We start from the raw sequence: 16,330 nt of genomic DNA on the forward strand, positions 1-16,330 counted from the left end.
CAGGCCCAAGTCCGACACTGTGTAGTAAACGGTTTAACCTTGGTCCAGGTGTTCCTCCGTGCACGGGCCCCTGCCGGACCCCGACTCCGGCAGCAGCGGGACGGCCACCACGGCCGAGGGCGCTGAACTGCCAGTTGACCGAACCTCGACGACGGAGTGGCGCGTGGCTCCTCCCGCACAGAAAAACGCATCCCCCCTCAAGGAGTACCTGGACAAGGCCCCGGGCACGACCGCCTTCGCCGTGCTGGCGGTACTCGCCGGGCTGTTGTGCGTGACCGCCCTGGGCGCCACACTCATCCTGGGCGGATCAGTCTTCGCCCAGGTCATCCCGGGCCTGCCCGACGCGGGCGAGGCGGTCCGCTGGGGCCTGCCCGTCGCGAAGACGGTGATGGACGCCGCCGCGGTCCTGACCATCGGCCTCCTGCTCCTGGCGGTCGTCCTCCTCGCCTCGAACAAGGGGCGCCTGTCCCCGCAGGCCGCCGGTTACGTGCGCGGCGCCACCTGGACCGCCCTGGTCTGGGCCCTGGGCGCCGTGGCCACCCTGTACTTCCAGGCCTCGGAGTTCCTCGCCAAGCCCATGGGCGAGGTGACGGTCGACGAGGTCACCGCCTACGCCGGGTCGGTGTCCAGCGGCATCTCCCTGATGTTCGTCGTCCTCATCACGACGGGCATCGCGCTGTTCGGCCGTACGGCCACCACCGCGACCGGAGGGCTCTGGCTTCTGATCGCGTCCCTGGTCGCGGTCACGCCCCCCGCACTGACCGGCCACTCCGCCTCCTCCGGCGCCCACGAACTGGCCGTCACCGGGCTGGCCCTGCACCTGGTCTCCATCTGCGCGTGGGTCGGCGGACTGGTGGCGCTCACCTATCACGCCATGCGCGCGGACGCCCAGGAGCCGCAGACCGCCGCCCACCGCTTCAGCCGTCTGGCCCTGTGGGCCTACGTCGGTGTGGCGGTCAGCGGTGCAGCCAGCGCCCTGGCCCGCCTGTACTCGTTGGACGACCTGTTCGGTACCGAGTACGGCCTCATCATCGTCGTGAAGATCGTCCTCTTCGGGATCCTCGGCGTCTTCGGCTACGCCCACCGCCGGTGGGTCGTGGCCCGGATCGAACGGACCCCCCGGGGCAGCGCCGGCCACCCCTTCCGCCGCTGGCTCTTCCTGCTGCTGGCCGGGGCCGAGGTCCTCATCATGGCCGCCGTCATCGGTGTCTCCGTGGGCCTGGGCCGCACCGCGCCGCCCCCGCCGCTGGAGAGCACCGTCGATCCGGCCGCCGTCATTCTGGGCTTCCCGATCCCGCCCGCCATGAGCGCGCAGAACCTCCTGACCCTGTGGCGTCCGGACCTGTTCTTCATCATGTTCGTGGCGGTCTCGGGGGCCCTGTACCTGGGCGGCGTGTACCGGCTGGTCAAGCGGGGCGACAGCTGGCCGGTCGGCCGCACCGTCGCGTTCCTCCTGGGACTGCTGACCATCGTCGCGGTCCAGCTCAGCGGGTTCGCGACCTACGCGATGATCATGTTCTCCATGCACATGATCCAGCACATGGTGCTGGCCATGCTCACCCCGATCCTCCTCGTTCTGGGCGCCCCGGCCACCCTGGCCCTGCGCGCGCTCCGGCCCGCCGAAAAGCGCGGCGACCGCGGGCCCCGCGAATGGCTCAACGCGTTCCTGAACAGCCGGTTCTCCCAGATCGTGACCCATCCGGCGGTGGCCGCCCCGCTCTTCGTGTTCAGCCCGTACGCGCTGTACTTCACCCCGCTGTTCCCCACGCTCATGAACGACCACCTCGGTCACCTGTTCATGGGTGTGCACTTCCTGATCTCGGGTTTCCTCTTCTACTGGGTCATCGTCGGGATCGACCCGGCACCGAGGAAGGTCCCCTTCCTGCTGCGCATCCTGCTGCTGCTGGTGGCGATGGGTTTCCACGCCTTCTTCGGCATCGCGATCATGGAGCAGGCCACGCCGATGGCCATGCAGTACTACGGCCAGTTCGACATCCCCTGGATGACCGACCAGGCCGCCGACCAGTACGCGGGCGGCGGCGTCGCCTGGGCGCTGGGCGAGATTCCCACGGTCCTGGTGATGCTGGCGCTGGTGGTGCAGTGGTCGCGTGACGACGAGCGCCAGGAGCGCCGCCGGGAACGGCACAGTCGTCGCGGCGGGTCCGACGACGCCGACATGGACGCCTACAACGCCTACCTGGCCGAGCTCGACCGCCGCTCGCGCGAGGGGGCACCGGCCGGGGCCGGGGGCGCCGCGACCGCCACGGTCGAAGCACCCCAGGAGGTCGAGGCCCCCGAGGAGACGGACGCGTCCGGGGGCTCCGGGGGAGTCGGCGACCCGTCCGGCAGGGACTGACCAGCCAACCGGACGCACAGGGGAGTGCCCGGCCGGGCACTCCCCTGTCGCCGGCCTACGGCGGGGTCGTCCGCCGAGGCGGAGCTTCGGATCACTGCTGATGACCGCCTGCGCGACCGCCGACCGGCCAGGGGCGCACGGAACGAAACCGCCGAGGGCGCTCAGGCGTCCCGGCAACCGGGGCCGGAAACGGTCGCGGGGACAGGGGCGGGATCAGACGACGAACGCCATCACACCCGTCACGAGCAGTCCCACACCGAGGCAGACGACCAGTCCGCCGAGCAGAACCGAGGCGGAGGGCCTGAGGTCGGTCAGGCCGGGTCGCCCGCTCACCATGGCCTGGCGCCGGGCCAGGACCGGCAGCAGGGCGACGTTGACCGCGTACATGAGGGCGGCCACCACGGTCGCATTGACCAGACCCGCCCAGAAACCGCCGCCGCCGGCCATCACGTTCAGCGCGGACAGGGCCGGAAGCACCACCAACAGCACCACCGAAGCGCCCCCGAAGGCGGTGAGCAGCCGGGGCGAGCTCCCGCGGGCACTCCCGGAGACCACGAGGAGTAGACCGATGAGGGCCGCCACCATGATGGCGCCCCCGATTCCGAACACGGCGATGTTGACCAGCGAATTCACGCTGGTCATTGTCGCACCGCCCCGCCGGTGCACCAATCCGGGGTGTCCTTGGCGCCTTCGGGACCGGGACCGGGCCCGGGGTGCGGCCCGCGGCCGCGGTCAGCCGTGGTGCCTCACCCGGGAGCCGCCGGAGTCCTTGACCACCTGCAGCCGTGTGGTCACACGCTGGCGCAGGTCGGCGACGTGACTGACCACACCGACCGCGCGTCCGCCGTCCCGCAGTCGGTCCAGCACGTCCAGGACCTCCTCCAGGGTGTCCTCGTCCAGCGTCCCGAAACCCTCGTCCACGAACAGGGTGTCGATCTCGGTGCCGCCCGCCTCGGCGGTGGCGACGTCGCCCAGGCCCAGGGCCAGCGCCAGCGAACTGAAGAAGGTCTCCCCGCCCGACAGGGTGGCCGGGTCGCGTTCCACACCCGTCCAGGCGTCCAGCACCCGCATCCCGAGACCGCCGGCGGAACGGGCCCTGCCGTCCCCGGCGGCCTTGTCCACCGTGTACCGCAGCTCGTACCGGCCGTCCGACATCGTCAGCAGCCGCTGGTTGGCCGCCTCCACCACCTGCTCCAGTCGGGCCGCCAGCACGTAGGCGGACAGCCGCACGCTGTCGGTGTTGTCCGCGGACGTCCCCGCCGCCAGGGCGCTCAGACCCTGCGCCACCGCGTAACGGCGCAGCACCGGTTCCGAACCCGACAACTGTTCGCCGAGGTCGCCGCGCAGTGCCGCGAGCCGCCGGGCCCGCTCGGCGAGCAGGCTCTGCCAGGCCACCGCACGGTCCGCGAAGCCCGTGGCCTCCTCCACCGCGGCCTCCAGAGCCGCCAGGTCCGGGGCCGGTTCGGCCCCGGCCGCCACCAGTTCGGGGTCGGCCAGCTGCGCCTCGGCCGCGGCCAGCCCGTCGTCGAACTCCCGGGCCCGGTCCCGCCTGGCGCGCCGGTCGCGCTCGTCCAGGTACGCCCCGACCACCTCGGCCTCGTTCGCGAAACGCGCCTCGGCCAACTGCCGTTCCACCTCGGCGGCGGCGGTGCGCAACTCCTCGGCGGCCCGGTCGCGCTGGTCGACCGCATCCGCCGCCCCGCACAGCTCCTCGGCCTCCCCGCGCAGCCGGGCGATGCGCTCGTCCAGCCCGGCGTCCCGGCCCCGGGCCCGGTCCAGCAGCTCGGTCAGCCGCCGGTGCTCCTTGGCGCCCTCGTCCCGGCGGGCGGCCAACTCGCTCTCCTCACGCGCCAGTTCCCCCTCCTGGCTCCGGGCCCGGTCCAGATCTCCGGTGACCTGGGTCAACTCCTCCTCCAACCGGGGCACCTCCCGGGCGGCGGCGCGCGCCTCGGCGAGTTCGCGCTCGCGGGCGTCCACCTCCGCGGTCGCGGCGGCCACCGTACGGCCCTCGGCGCGCTCCGCGGCGGCCGTGTGCCGTCCCCGCAGCTTCTCCAGGAAGTTCTCCGCCTCGGTGCGTCGCGCGGCAGTGCTCTCCTCGGCGCTCCGGGCGGCCTGTTCCTCCTCGTCCGAGACCAGGCCCTCCGCACTGGGCCGGGCGGGGGAGGGGTGCTCGGCGGCCCCGCACACCGCACAGGGCTCCCCGTCGACCAGCTTGCCGGCGAGCTCGGCCGCCATCTGCCTGATTCGGCGCCCCCGCAGCTCCTGGGCCCGGTCCCGGGCGGCCTGGGCGGTGTCGACCGCCAGTCGACGATCCTCCTCGGCCCGCTCCAGCTCGCTACCGAGCCGTTCGTGCTCCACGGCCGCGTCGTGCCGTCGCCTGGCCAGCTCCAGGGCGGCCCCGGCGGCGTCGGCCAGCCCGGCCTGCTCGCGTGCCCGGCGCAGTTCCCCGGTGACCTTTTCCACCCGGTCCGGCAGTGCGCCCACTCGTTCGCGCGCCCGGGCGGCCTCGGCGCGCACCGAGGCGATCCGCCGGTCCCACCCGCCCAGTTCCCGGTGCAGGGCGCGGCGGCGTTCGGCGTCACCGCGCAGCAGGTCCAGCCGGGCGAGTTCGTCGCGACGGGACCGCTCGGCCGAGCGCAGTGCCGCGGGGGAGCCGGGCCCGCTCAGGTCGGTGGCGCCGACGTCGGGCAGGTCGCCCACCAGGGACAGCCGGTCGGTGACGGCCAGCTCGGCCTTGTCCAGTTCGGTGCGGCGCTGGTCGCGGGCGCGCAGGAACGGCAGTACGGGGTCGGCCCGCTCCGCGGCGGCCAACTGCTCGTCGATCCTGGCCCGCCACTGGCGGTCCCCCGTCATCAGGGTGTGGCGTTCCCGGGCGGCGGCCAGACGTTCCTGCCGGCTCCGCAGCTCGCGTCCGGCGGTGAGGGCCTCCCGGGCACGGTCGCGGGCGCCGGTGAACCCCGCGGTGACCGCCTCGGCGTCGCTGGCGGTGGCGGTGAACACCGAGGCCAGTTCGGCGGCCCAGGCGGTGAGTTCCCCGGGGGCCTCCGGGGCGGTGGTCCGGCTGACCTCCGCGATGCGCCCGGCGACGGCGCGCACCCGCTCGTCGGCGGCGCGCACCTCGCGCTCCAGCTTCCTGGCGTGTCCGCCGAACCACTCCTCCACGTCCCGGAAGACCCGGGTGTTGAAGATCCGCTCCAGGGACTTGCGCCGGTCGTCGGATTTGGCCCGCAGGAACCGGGCGAAGTCACCCTGGGGCAGCATGACGATCTGGCAGAACTGGGTGAGGGTGAGCCCGAGGAGGTCGCCGACGAACTGTCCGGCCTCGTCCGGGCGGGTGGTCACCCCTTCCCAGCGGTCCTGCCGCCAGTCGTAGACGCGTACCTTCTGGTTCTCGGTGACCGTCCCGGATCCGCGCTTCTTGGGGCGTTCCCAGCGCGGGTTGCGTTCGATCCGCACGCGGCGGCCCTGGACGGTGAACTCCAGCGTCACCTCGGGTTTGAGCCCGGGCGGCGCGTGGTCGCTCCTGGGCGAGCGGTCCTTGCCGCGCGCCCCGGGCACGTCGCCGTACAGCGCGAAGCAGACCGCGTCCAGTACGGAGGTCTTACCGGCACCGGTGGGGCCGTGGATCAGGAAGAGACCGCCCGCGCCGAGCCGGTCGAAGTCGACCGTCTCGGTTCCGGCGAAGGGCCCCAGGGCCGTCATGGTGAGGGTGTGCAGCCGCATCAGCGTGTCCCTTCCTGGACGCGTACCTCTTCGACCGCGCGGTCCACCAGCTCACGCTCGGCGGGGGTGGCGGCGGTGCCCCGCGCCCACTCGACGAAGTCGGCGACCACCTCGCGTTCGGGGCGTTCGGCGATCGTGGCGGTGACCGGCCGCCGGTCGGGTTCACCGCCCTGCGGGTCGAACTCCAGCATCAGGGTGTGCGGGAAGCGTTCGCGCAGCCGGTCCATGGGCTGGGCCGGGCGGCGCGGGTCGGTGAGGGTGACCTGGAGCCAGTGGCCGGTGTAGCGCGCCCACTCCGGATCGGTGAGGAGCTGGTCGATCCGGCCCCGGATCCGGGCGAGCGGCCGGGGGACGGGCGCGTCGGTGAACTCGGCGCCGGCGAACCCGTCGGCGTCCAGGTCCACCACCCAGTAGCCCTTGCGGTGGTGCTCCTCGGAGAAGGAGTAGGCCAGCGGGCTGCCCGGGTAGCGCACCGTGGGCGTGATGGTCTGGCGTCCGTGCAGGTGTCCCAGGGCCACGTAGTCCACGCCGTCGTAGACCGAGGCGGGCACGTGGGAGGCTCCGCCCACGGAGATGTCGCGTTCGCTGTCGGAGGCCTCTCCGCCGGTGACGAAGGCGTGGGAGAGCACCACGGACCGGGTGCCCGGGCGCTGGTCCAGGTCGGCCCGGACCAGGTCCATGGCGTGCCCGACCGCCGCGGGGTGGCCCCGTTCGGGCAGGTTCCAGTGGTGGCGGGCGATCTCGGGTTCCAGGTAGGGGATGCCGTAGAAGGCCACCGGGCCGTGCTCGTCGTCGATGACCACGGGGCTGCCGACCCCGTCCAGGGAGCTGCGCAGGTGTACCCCGGAGGCGTCGATGAGGTCGGTGGCGAAGGCCATCCGGGCCATGGAGTCGTGGTTGCCGCTGATCAGGACCGCCCGGGCACCGGTGGCCCGGATCCGGCCCAGCGCACGGTCGAACAGGCGCACCGCGTCGACCGGCGGCAGGGCGCGGTCGTAGAGGTCGCCGGCGACCACCACCACGTCGATCCGTTCGGTGTGGATGGTGTCGACGAGGTGGTCGAGGAACTCGGCCTGGGCGTCGATGAGGTTCTCCCGGTGGAAGGAACGACCCAGGTGCCAGTCCGATGTGTGCAGCAGGCGCATGGGACTGGACATTACCGAAGACCACGGTGTCCCCGCCGGGGCTACCGGTGAACCTGTGGACAACTCGCACCGGACCCGCCCCGGGTCCCGGGTCCCGGGTGCCCGGGGCGGGCGCGGTTCAGAGCCTGCGGGCCAGGGTGAGTCCGTCACCGATCGGCAGCAGGACCTGGGTGACGCGGTCGTCGGCGACGAGGCGGTCGTTGAAGTCCCGGATGCCCTGCACGGACGGGGAGTCCTCCTCCGGGTCCACCACGCGCCCGTGGGAGAGGGTGTTGTCGGCCAGCAGCAGTCCGCCGGGCCGCATACGGGGTACCAGTTCCTCCCAGTAGTCGAGGTAGCCGGTCTTGTCCGCGTCGAGGAAGGCCAGGTCGAACTGCGGCTCCCCGGGCAGGGCGCGCAGCGAGTCCAGGGCCGGGCCGATCCGCAGCGTGATCCTGTCCGCGACCCCGGCCCGCTCCCAGTACCGCCGGGCCACCGAGGTCCACTCCTCGCTGATGTCCAGTGCCAGGAGGGTGCCGTCCTCGGGCAGCCCGCGGGCGAAGCAGATGGCGGAGTACCCGGTGAAGGTGCCGATCTCCACCGCGTTCCGGGCGCCGGACAACTGGGTGAGCAGGGTGGTGAACGCTCCCTGCTCCGGGCCGATCTGCATCCCCTGGTGGTCGGGGAACAGGCGTGCGGTCTCCTCCGCGAGGTCCGCCAGGACCGGGTCCACGGGCAGGCTGTGGTCGACGATGTAGGCGTGCAGTTGCGGGCTGATGCCCTCTGTTGTTCGTGTCACCCGAGCCAGCCTAGACAGCGGCCGCCGCCCCGGGCCAGGCGGCTCACCCGGGCGGGCGCCCTAGTGCTCGGGGAGCAGGGTGGGCCAGTCGAAGAGGTAGATCGAACCGATGATGACGCCGATGGTGAGCAGGGGGGTGACGACCTTCTGCTCGACCGGGCCGTTGGTGGCGAAACCCTGGTTCTGGCCGATGCGCTTCTTCCAGAACGGCCAGAAGATCGGCACGCCCATCTTGGTGATCATGTCGCCGAAGAAGTGCAGGACGACACCGAAGGCGACCGCCAGGCCCAGCCAGGTGTAGCTCACGCCGACGGAGTAGAGGGTGAGGGTGATCGCCGCGGTTCCCAGGGCGTTGATGATCCCCGAGGCCGTCCGGTTCTTGTCCATGCCGAAACCCAGGCCCTGGAGCGCGATACCGACCAGCAGGAACACGAAGATCTGCACGGCCAGTTCCGACCACAGGGCCAGCGCCTGGACCAGGGCGCCCATCAGGACGGCGAAGAAGAAGGAGTGCGTCCCCATCCGGTGCCCGCCGAAGGCCCAACTGAGGATGTCGCTGAGGATCTCGGTGGCCTTGCCGTAGGTCTTGGTCACCGTCGCGCTCTTGTGGTCCACGTCGGGCAGCAGGGCGGCGCCCGCGCAGACCAGCGAACCGGCGATGATCTCTCCCGGACCCAGATCGAAGCTGAGTCCGAGGAATTCCTTGCCCTGGACGAACGGTACGACCGCCATCCAGCCGACCACGCCACTGAGTGCGTGCGAGTGCCCCATCATGGCGGGAACCGTAGCGGAGTCCGTCATTCGCAGCGAATCCGGGAGCGGTTTCGGTCGGGGAACAAAAGCCACAAAAACCCCACGAAACACCAGTTTCCCCAGGCCAGGAGTCGAATGTGTTGCGATGTCGCGCCTCACCCCGAAGATCATTGACGCTTGTCGCGGCGAGTTGGTAGACAACCAACAACCCCCGGGTGGCAAGGCCACCACCCCACGAAACCCGACAGGGGCCGTCATGCAGACCGACCACCCTCCCACCGGCACCCTCCTCCGACGGACAGCGGCCTCCGGCGGCGCACTGCTCCTCCTCGGCACCCTTCCGGCAGCCCCGGCCGCCGCGGACGAGGCCGACCGCAGCACCCTGACCGTCGCGGTCGCCCAGCAGGTCGACTCCTTCAACCCCTTCACGGCCCAGCTCGCCGTCACCACGAACATCCTCCGGCACGTCTACGACAGCCTCACCACGGTGAACCCGCGGACCAACGAACCGGAACCCTCGCTCGCGGAGAGCTGGGAGACCTCCGAGGACGGATTGACCTGGACGTTCAACCTCCGCGACGACGCCTACTTCACCGACGGCGAGCAGCTCACCGCCGAGGACGTCGCCTGGACGTTCGACACCATGATGGAGAACGAGGCTGCGGCGGTCGCCAACGGCAACTACGTCGCCGGGTTCGAGACCGTCACGGCGCAGGACGAGGCGACCGTCGTCATCGAGCTGGACGAGCCCCAGGCCACCATGGAGTCCCTGCGGGTCCCGATCGTCCCCCGGCACGTGTGGGAGCCGATCATCGAGGCGGAGGGCGACGCCTTCTCCGACTACACCGCGGACGACCTCCCCACGGTGGGCAGCGGTCCCTTCGTCCTCACCGAGCACTCGCGGGGCGAGCACATCCGCCTGGAGGCCAACCCCGACCACTGGCGGGGGGCTCCCGGTTTCGACGAGCTCTACTTCCGCTACTACTCGGAGAAGGACGCCGCCGTGGAGGCGCTCCGCAGCGGAGAGGTCTCCTTCGTCTACGAACTCACCGACGCCCAGGTCACTTTCCTGGAGACCGTTGACGACATCGCCGTCAACATCGCCGACGGCAAGCGCTTCCAGGCCTTCACCATCAACCCCGGAGCCGTGACCCGGGACGGTGAGGAGTTCGGTGACGGGCACCCCGCGCTGAGCGACCTGACCCTGCGCCAGGCCATCGTCATGGGCATCGACAACGAGGAGATCGCCCAGCAGGGCTCCAACGGCCAGGCCGTCGCCGCGGGCGGCTACATCCCGCCGCGCTACACGGACTTCCACTGGGCCCCCGAGGGCGACGAGGCCTTCCTCGACTTCGACCCCGAGGCCGCCAACGAGATGCTCGACGACGCGGGCTACGCCAGGGGCGACGACGGCGTGCGCGTCTCGCCCGACGGCGACCGCCTCGAACTGCGCATGCACGTCCACGCGGACCGGCCCGACAACGTCCAGGCCGGGCTGGTGATCGCCGAACGCCTCGCCGACATCGGCATCGAGATCGACAACCGGACCGTCGACCCGGGCATCCTCAGCGACGCCCTCTACGACGCCGAGTACGACCTCATCTTCACCGGATGGACGGTCAACCCCGACCCCGACTACGTGTTCAGCATCCACACCTGCGGCGCGCTGCCCGACGAGCCGGGCACCATGCAGGGCGACGCCTACTTCTGCGACGAGGAGTACGACGAGCTGTACGAGGCCCAGCTGGCCGAGTACGACCGCCGGGCCCGCGCCGAGATCGTCCACCAGCTCCAGGAGGTCCTCTACCGGGAGGCCGTGGTCAACGTCCTGACCTACCCGAACATCATGGAGGCCTACCGGACCGACCACATCGCCGACATCCAGTTGGAGCCCGCCGAGGGCGGCAACATCTGGGGCCAGGACGGCTATTGGGCCTGGTGGTCGGCCGAACCCGCGGAGGCGGCCCTCTCCGGGGCGGGCGGTGCCAGAGGAGTCGGTGTGTCCGGCGGCGTGCTCGTCGGGGTCGGCGCCGGTGTGCTCCTCCTGCTGGCCGTGGGAGCCTTCGTGCTCGTCCGACGACGCTCCACCGTGGAGGACCGCGAGTGAGGACCACGCCCCGCGAGGCGAACGGGGCCCCCGGGGCGGGGGCGCCGGCCCTCCCCGCCCCGGAGGCCCCCGCCGGGCCGGGCCGGGCGGCTCGGGTGGCCGCCTACGTGCTCGGCCGCCTGACCACCGCGCTGGTCTCCCTGTTCGCCGTGATCGTCGCCGGGTTCTTCCTGTTCCGGATCCTGCCCGGCGACCCGGTCCGGGCCATGACCGAGGGGCGCGAGGTCACCGCGCAACAGCGCGAGGAGCTGAGCCGCCAGTTCGGCCTCGACCAGCCGCTGTGGCAGCAGTTCCTCGACTACGCCGGCGGGCTCCTCCGGTTCGACCTGGGGGTCTCCTTCCAGTACCGCGAGCCCGTCGTCGACCTCATCCTCGAACGCCTGGGCCCGACCGTCCTGCTCGCCGGGACCGGGACGGTCGTCGCCGCACTCCTGGGCCTGCTCCTCGGCGCCCGTGCCGGGTGGCGGCCGGGAGGCCGCGGGGACCGGGTCAACACCGGGGTGGCGCTGTTCTTCTGGTCGGTACCCACGTTCTGGCTCGGGCTGCTGCTGATCGTGCTGCTCGCCTCCGGGCGCGGCTTCATGCCCAACCTGTTCCCCACCGGCGGCATGGTCGACCCCGGTGTCAGCGGGCCGCTGGAGACCGCCCTGAGCACCGCCCGGCACATGGTGCTGCCGGTGACCACCATGGTCGCGGTCATCTACGCCCAGTACCTGATGATCATGCGCTCCTCGCTGATGGACGAGAAGGGTGCCGACTACCTGACCACGGCGCGCGCCAAGGGGCTGCGCGACACCCTCGTGCGCCGCAGGCACGCCGTGCCCAACGCCCTGCTGCCCACCGTGACGCTCGTCTTCCTCAACCTGGGGCAGGTCGTGTCCGGGGTCATCCTCGTGGAGACCGTGTTCTCCTGGCCCGGCCTCGGCCAGCTCTTCTACTCCGGCCTGCGCGTACCCGACCTGGGCCTCGTCCAGGGCCTGTTCGTGGTCTTCGCGGCCTCGGTGATCCTCATGAACCTCCTGGCCGACCTGGTGTACCCCCTGCTCGACCCCCGGGTGCGCCCATGAGCGCCCCCACCGGACCAGCCCCCACCGGACCCGCGGCCGAGGGCCGCGCGCCGACTCCGGCGGTCACCGCCCGGGCCCTGGCCCGCCGGCGGCGGCGTGAGACCCTGGGCCGGTTCGCCCGCGAGTACGCCCGTAACCGGGCCGGACTCTTCGGCCTGGCCTCGCTGCTCACCATCGGTGTACTCGCCCTGACCGCGCCGCTGTTCGTCGACCAGGCCCACCTGACCGTGACCGGTGCGCCCGGTGACTCCTACCAGCCGCCCAGCCGGGAGTACCCCCTGGGAACCGACAACTTCGGCCGTTCGGTCCTGGACCTGATCGTCTGGGGCGCGCGGGTGTCGCTGACCGTCGGCCTGCTGGCCACGTTCGTGTCGGTGACCCTGGGGACCCTGGTCGGCGTCACCGCCGGACACTTCGGCTCCTCCGGCGGCCTCGGAGGCCGGATCGTGTCGACGGTGCTCATGCGCGTCACCGACTGGTTCCTGGTCCTGCCCACCCTGGTCCTGGCCGTGGCCCTGGCCGCCGTCCTGCCGCGCGGCACCGGAACCATCGTCATCGCCATCGGACTCACCGTCTGGCCGCCCACCGCGCGCCTGGTACGCGCCCAGACCCTGGCCGTGGAGGCCCGGCCCTACGTGGAGCGGGCCCGAGCCCTCGGCGGCGGCCACACGCACGTCATGGGCTGGCACGTCCTGCCCAACGTGATGCCGGTCGTGCTCGCCCAGACCACGCTGCTGGTGGCCACCTCCATCATCGCCGAGTCCACACTGGCGTTCCTCGGCATGGGAGACCCCACCACCATCTCCTGGGGCGGCATCCTCGAATCCGCCCGCACCGCAGGGGCGATCAGCGCGGGGATCTGGTGGTACATGATCCCGCCGGGCCTGGCGATCGCCGTGGTCGCGCTGTCCTTCACCCTGTGCGGACGCGCGGTCGAGTCCGTCATCAACCCACGGCTCCGGGGGCAGAGTTGACCAGCCTTCTCGACGTCCGAGACCTGCACGTCACCTACTCCGGTGGCGGTGGCGACGTCCCCGCCGTGCGCGGGGTGCACCTGTCCCTGGACCCCGGAGACACCCTCGGGATCGCGGGGGAGTCCGGCAGCGGAAAGTCCACCGTCGCCCTGGCGCTCCTGCGCCTGCTCCCCGCCGGCACGCGGGTCACCGGCGAGATCCTGCTGGAGGGAGAGGACGTCCTCCGGATGAGGTGGGGCCGCCTGCGCGCCGTCCGCTGGGCGGGCGCCTCGGTGGTGTTCCAGGGCGCCATGCACTCGCTCAACCCGGTGCAGCGGATCGGCGAGCAGATCGCCGAACCCCTCCTCGTCCACCAACTCGTGAAGCCGGACGGGGCCGGGGCCCGCGTGGCCGAACTCCTCGAACAGGTGGGACTGCCCGCCTCCCGGCGCCGCGACTACCCCCACCAGCTGTCCGGGGGCCAGCGGCAGCGGGTGATGATCGCGATGGCGCTGGCCTGTGAGCCGCGGCTGATCATCGCGGACGAGGCGACCACCGCCCTGGACGTCATGATCCAGGCCCAGATCCTCGCCCTGCTGGAACGGCTGGTCGACGAGAGCGGCATCGGCATGCTGATGATCAGCCACGACCTGTCCGTCCTGGCCGCCACCTGTGACCGGGTCGCGGTCATGTACGCGGGCCGGATCGTGGAGCAGGGGCCCGCGCGGGAGGTCGTACACGAACCCGCGCACCCCTACGCGAGCGCGCTCAGCGCCGCCTTCCCCAGGATCGGCGACCCGGCCTCGCGCCTGGCGCCCCGGGGGCTGCCCGGTGATCCGCCGGACCCGGCCGACGCGCCCTCGGGCTGTGTGTTCAGGCCGCGCTGCGCCGTCGCCGAGACGGTGTGCGCCACGGTCGACCCGCCCCTGTGGCCGGTTCGGCCCGACCGAGGCGGGCACTCCGCCCGGCACGCCGCCTGCGTGCATGTGGGGCCGGGCGGCGGGCCCGGCGGTCCGGAGCAGGGCAGTGCGGAGGAAGAAGAGGAGACGAGCCGTTGAGCGCCGACACCGACTCACGACAGCCCTTCTCCGACCCCGGTACCGAGGGGGTCGCCGAGCCGATCCTGCGGGCCGAGGCGGTCGAGGTGGCCTTCACCGCCGGGTTCGCCCCGGGCGGGGGCCGCGGCACCGCCCGCGCGGTGGACGGGGTCAACCTGGACGTGGCGGCCGGGGAGATCGTCGCCCTGGTCGGGGAGTCCGGCTGCGGGAAGACCACTCTGGCCCGGGCGCTGCTCGGCCTGGAGAGGCCCACCGGGGGCCGGGTCGTGTTCGAGGGCGCCCCGTTGGGTTACCGTTCCCGTGACCTGCGCTCCTACCGGCGCCGAGTCCAGTTGGTACAGCAGGACCCCACGGGTTCGCTCAACCCCCGGCGCACCGTCTACGAGTCGGTCGTGGAGGGGCTGCGGATCCACGAGGGCACCACGGTCGACGAGTCCGAGCGGGTCGCCGAGGCCCTGTCCCGGGCCGGTCTGCGCCCGCCCGAACGGTTCTTCGCCCGCTACCCGCACGAGCTCTCCGGCGGCCAGCGCCAACGGGTGGTGATCGCCGGCGCTCTGATCCTGGAACCCGAGGTCCTGGTGGCCGACGAGCCGGTGGCGTCCCTGGACGCCTCGGTGCGCGGCGAGATCCTGCGGCTGCTGCTGGAGCTGCGCGCAGAGCTGGGCCTGTCCGCCCTCGTCGCCACGCACGACCTCGGGTTGGCGTGGAACATCGCCGACCGGGTCGCCGTGATGTACCTGGGCCGTGTGGTGGAGCTGGGAACCGTGGAGGAGGTCCTGTCCGCCCCCGCCCACCCGTACACGCGGGCGCTGTTGTCGGTGCTGCCCGACTCGGGCGCTGCCGAGGGGCCCGTGGTGCTCTCCGGTGAGCCGCCGGACCCCAAACAGGTGCCGACGGGCTGCCGGTTCCACCCGCGCTGCCCGGTCCTGGCCTCCGGAGAGGCCGAACGGGCCGGGGTCGCCGACCTCTGCGCGAGTGTGGACCCGGCGGTCCTGGGTGGCGGCGCGCAGCGCCGGGTCGCCTGCCACTGGTCGGCCGCGGACGGGTCAGGGCGCCTGCGTGCGGAGGGGACTGCCGCTCCCTGACCCGTCTGTCCCCTGACCACGCCGCCACGGGCCTTCCGTCCTCCCGGCCCCGCCGGGCTCCCGGCCACCCGCGGCGGTGCGGCCGGTTTCGTTCCACTGACCGGGTAAGTCTCCATGAAGTCCCGCTGTACACACGTTCCCTTCGGCCGATTGCGGACGGGAGGAAACAGCTCATACCGGAACATGCCCGGCGTAGTCCTCGTTGCCAGGGACATGTCGACCGACGAACACACCACCGCACCGTCCTTCACACCGCTCCCCGAGCCCGTTCCGGCCCCGCCCGCCGCCCAGGCCCCGCCTCCGGAACGGGTCTTCACCGACCGCGACTTCTGGGGCGGCGGCGACCTCGACCTGGACGCCTACCTGTCCCGTGTCGGCCTGTCCGGCGGGCTGCCGCCCACCCCGGACACCCTTGCGGCCGTGCACCGCGCCCACCTGGCGGCGATCCCGTTCGAGAACCTCAACCTGGTCCTGGGACGCCCCGTGCGGCTCGACGTCCCCTCCCTGGTCGACAAGATGGTCCACCACCGCAGGGGCGGGTACTGCTACGAGCAGAACCTCCTGCTCGCCGCTGTCCTGGACCGGCTCGGCTTCCCCCTGACCGCCTTCAGCGCCCGGGTACTGATGGGCGGGGACGGGCGCCCCCGGCCCTCCACCCACGCCCTGCTGAGGGTGGCGGCGGAGGGCGCTCCCTGGCTGGCCGACGTCGGGTTCGGTGGTGGGGGCCTGGTGGAGCCGTTCCCGTTCGTGGACGGGCACCAGGTGTCCCAGGGCGGCTGGAACCTGCGGCTGGACCGGATCTCGGAGGTCGGCGACGAGGAGTGGCTGCTGCGCGGGTTCGACGGCAGGCGCTGGCAGAACCTGTACTCCTTCAGCACCGCGGGCAACCTGCCACAGGACTACGGCATCTTTAACCACTACCTCACCACCCACCCGCGCTCGCCCTTCGGCAACCGCCTCATGGCCGCGCGGACCACGGGCGGAACCAGGTACGTGCTGACCAACACGACCCTGACCGTCGACCGGGTCGACGGCACCGGTGAGGTGCGGGAGTTGGCTCTGGGAGAGGTGGGTCCGGTGTTGCGGGAGGTGTTCGACATCGCCCTTGACCAGGAGGAACAGTCGATCGTCGAGGAACGGGTCAGGGGCTTCCTGTCCGTGGATTGAGTGTGATCGTGGTCACGTTTTGCTGGGGTGTGCGGAGCGTGCCGACGAGAACACCGACGCCAGCGGCTGTGCCACCCGGGCGGTGGTGCGCCCGCCCGGGCCGACGGACGCGGACACGAGGATTTGGGTTGATCACAC

The 16,330-nt window shown here is 72.0% G+C and carries 12 protein-coding genes; 7 read left to right on the top strand and 5 right to left on the bottom strand.

What is annotated here, in order from left to right; genetic code table 11:
• The first annotated feature begins 163 nt into the window (after nucleotides 1–163).
• Entirely contained in the window at nucleotides 164–2,356 is a 2,193-nt protein-coding gene (locus ACUKCB_RS01280) for a bifunctional copper resistance protein CopD/cytochrome c oxidase assembly protein (protein ID WP_473038620.1), read from the top strand.
• Nucleotides 2,357–2,569: 213 nt separating this feature from the next.
• Here ACUKCB_RS01280 and ACUKCB_RS01285 read toward each other — a convergent pair whose 3' ends face one another.
• The 5 genes from ACUKCB_RS01285 to ACUKCB_RS01305 all read right to left on the bottom strand — a co-directional run bounded on the left by ACUKCB_RS01285 (nucleotide 2,570) and on the right by ACUKCB_RS01305 (nucleotide 8,776).
• On the bottom strand, nucleotides 2,570–2,998 hold the full coding sequence (locus ACUKCB_RS01285) for a hypothetical protein (protein ID WP_473038621.1): 429 nt from the start codon (nucleotides 2,996–2,998) through the stop codon (nucleotides 2,570–2,572).
• Between the two features lie 90 nt (nucleotides 2,999–3,088).
• Nucleotides 3,089–6,079, bottom strand: a complete 2,991-nt coding sequence (locus tag ACUKCB_RS01290) for an AAA family ATPase (RefSeq protein WP_473038622.1) — start codon at nucleotides 6,077–6,079, stop codon at nucleotides 3,089–3,091.
• Nucleotides 6,079–7,236: an exonuclease SbcCD subunit D gene (locus tag ACUKCB_RS01295; RefSeq protein WP_473038623.1), complete on the bottom strand. Its 1,158-nt coding sequence runs from the start codon at nucleotides 7,234–7,236 to the stop codon at nucleotides 6,079–6,081. Before ACUKCB_RS01295 ends, ACUKCB_RS01290 begins: the two co-directional genes overlap by 1 nt.
• Nucleotides 7,237–7,342: 106 nt before the next feature.
• Nucleotides 7,343–8,002: an O-methyltransferase gene (locus tag ACUKCB_RS01300; RefSeq protein ID WP_473038624.1), complete on the bottom strand. Its 660-nt coding sequence runs from the start codon at nucleotides 8,000–8,002 to the stop codon at nucleotides 7,343–7,345.
• Nucleotides 8,003–8,062: 60 nt separating this feature from the next.
• Nucleotides 8,063–8,776 carry a metal-dependent hydrolase gene (locus ACUKCB_RS01305; protein ID WP_473040880.1) on the bottom strand — a complete coding sequence of 238 codons (714 nt, stop codon included), beginning with the start codon at nucleotides 8,774–8,776 and terminating at the stop codon, nucleotides 8,063–8,065.
• Nucleotides 8,777–9,011: 235 nt separating this feature from the next.
• Between ACUKCB_RS01305 and ACUKCB_RS01310 the strand changes: the two genes are divergently transcribed.
• The 6 genes from ACUKCB_RS01310 to ACUKCB_RS01335 all read left to right on the top strand — a co-directional run bounded on the left by ACUKCB_RS01310 (nucleotide 9,012) and on the right by ACUKCB_RS01335 (nucleotide 16,192).
• Nucleotides 9,012–10,862, top strand: coding sequence for an ABC transporter substrate-binding protein (locus tag ACUKCB_RS01310; protein ID WP_473038625.1), 1,851 nt, complete (start codon nucleotides 9,012–9,014; stop codon nucleotides 10,860–10,862).
• A complete protein-coding gene (locus ACUKCB_RS01315) occupies nucleotides 10,859–11,929 on the top strand; it encodes an ABC transporter permease (RefSeq protein ID WP_473038626.1) in 1,071 nt (356 codons plus the stop codon). The genes ACUKCB_RS01310 and ACUKCB_RS01315 overlap by 4 nt, the downstream gene beginning before the upstream one ends.
• Nucleotides 11,926–12,903: an ABC transporter permease gene (locus tag ACUKCB_RS01320; RefSeq protein WP_473038627.1), complete on the top strand. Its 978-nt coding sequence runs from the start codon at nucleotides 11,926–11,928 to the stop codon at nucleotides 12,901–12,903. Before ACUKCB_RS01315 ends, ACUKCB_RS01320 begins: the two co-directional genes overlap by 4 nt.
• Nucleotides 12,900–13,940 (top strand): ABC transporter ATP-binding protein, encoded by a 1,041-nt coding sequence (locus ACUKCB_RS01325; RefSeq protein ID WP_473038628.1) that lies wholly within the window; start codon nucleotides 12,900–12,902, stop codon nucleotides 13,938–13,940. The genes ACUKCB_RS01320 and ACUKCB_RS01325 overlap by 4 nt, the downstream gene beginning before the upstream one ends.
• On the top strand, nucleotides 13,937–15,025 hold the full coding sequence (locus tag ACUKCB_RS01330) for an ABC transporter ATP-binding protein (RefSeq protein WP_473038629.1): 1,089 nt from the start codon (nucleotides 13,937–13,939) through the stop codon (nucleotides 15,023–15,025). The genes ACUKCB_RS01325 and ACUKCB_RS01330 overlap by 4 nt, the downstream gene beginning before the upstream one ends.
• Nucleotides 15,026–15,238: 213 nt before the next feature.
• Complete coding sequence (locus tag ACUKCB_RS01335) at nucleotides 15,239–16,192, top strand: arylamine N-acetyltransferase family protein (protein WP_473038630.1); 954 nt, start codon at nucleotides 15,239–15,241, stop codon at nucleotides 16,190–16,192.
• Nucleotides 16,193–16,330 lie beyond the last annotated feature (138 nt).

This window comes from Nocardiopsis moroccensis (assembly GCF_055763695.1).

Coding starts and splice junctions, on each gene's coding strand:
- ACUKCB_RS01285 (WP_473038621.1), bottom strand. CDS start 2,998: ATGACCAGCGTGAATTCGCTGGTCAACATCGCCGTGTTCGGAATCGGG.
- ACUKCB_RS01290 (WP_473038622.1), bottom strand. CDS start 6,079: ATGCGGCTGCACACCCTCACCATGACGGCCCTGGGGCCCTTCGCCGGA.
- ACUKCB_RS01295 (WP_473038623.1), bottom strand. CDS start 7,236: ATGTCCAGTCCCATGCGCCTGCTGCACACATCGGACTGGCACCTGGGT.
- ACUKCB_RS01305 (WP_473040880.1), bottom strand. CDS start 8,776: ATGATGGGGCACTCGCACGCACTCAGTGGCGTGGTCGGCTGGATGGCG.
- ACUKCB_RS01310 (WP_473038625.1), top strand. CDS start 9,012: ATGCAGACCGACCACCCTCCCACCGGCACCCTCCTCCGACGGACAGCG.
- ACUKCB_RS01320 (WP_473038627.1), top strand. CDS start 11,926: ATGAGCGCCCCCACCGGACCAGCCCCCACCGGACCCGCGGCCGAGGGC.
- ACUKCB_RS01335 (WP_473038630.1), top strand. CDS start 15,239: ATGTCGACCGACGAACACACCACCGCACCGTCCTTCACACCGCTCCCC.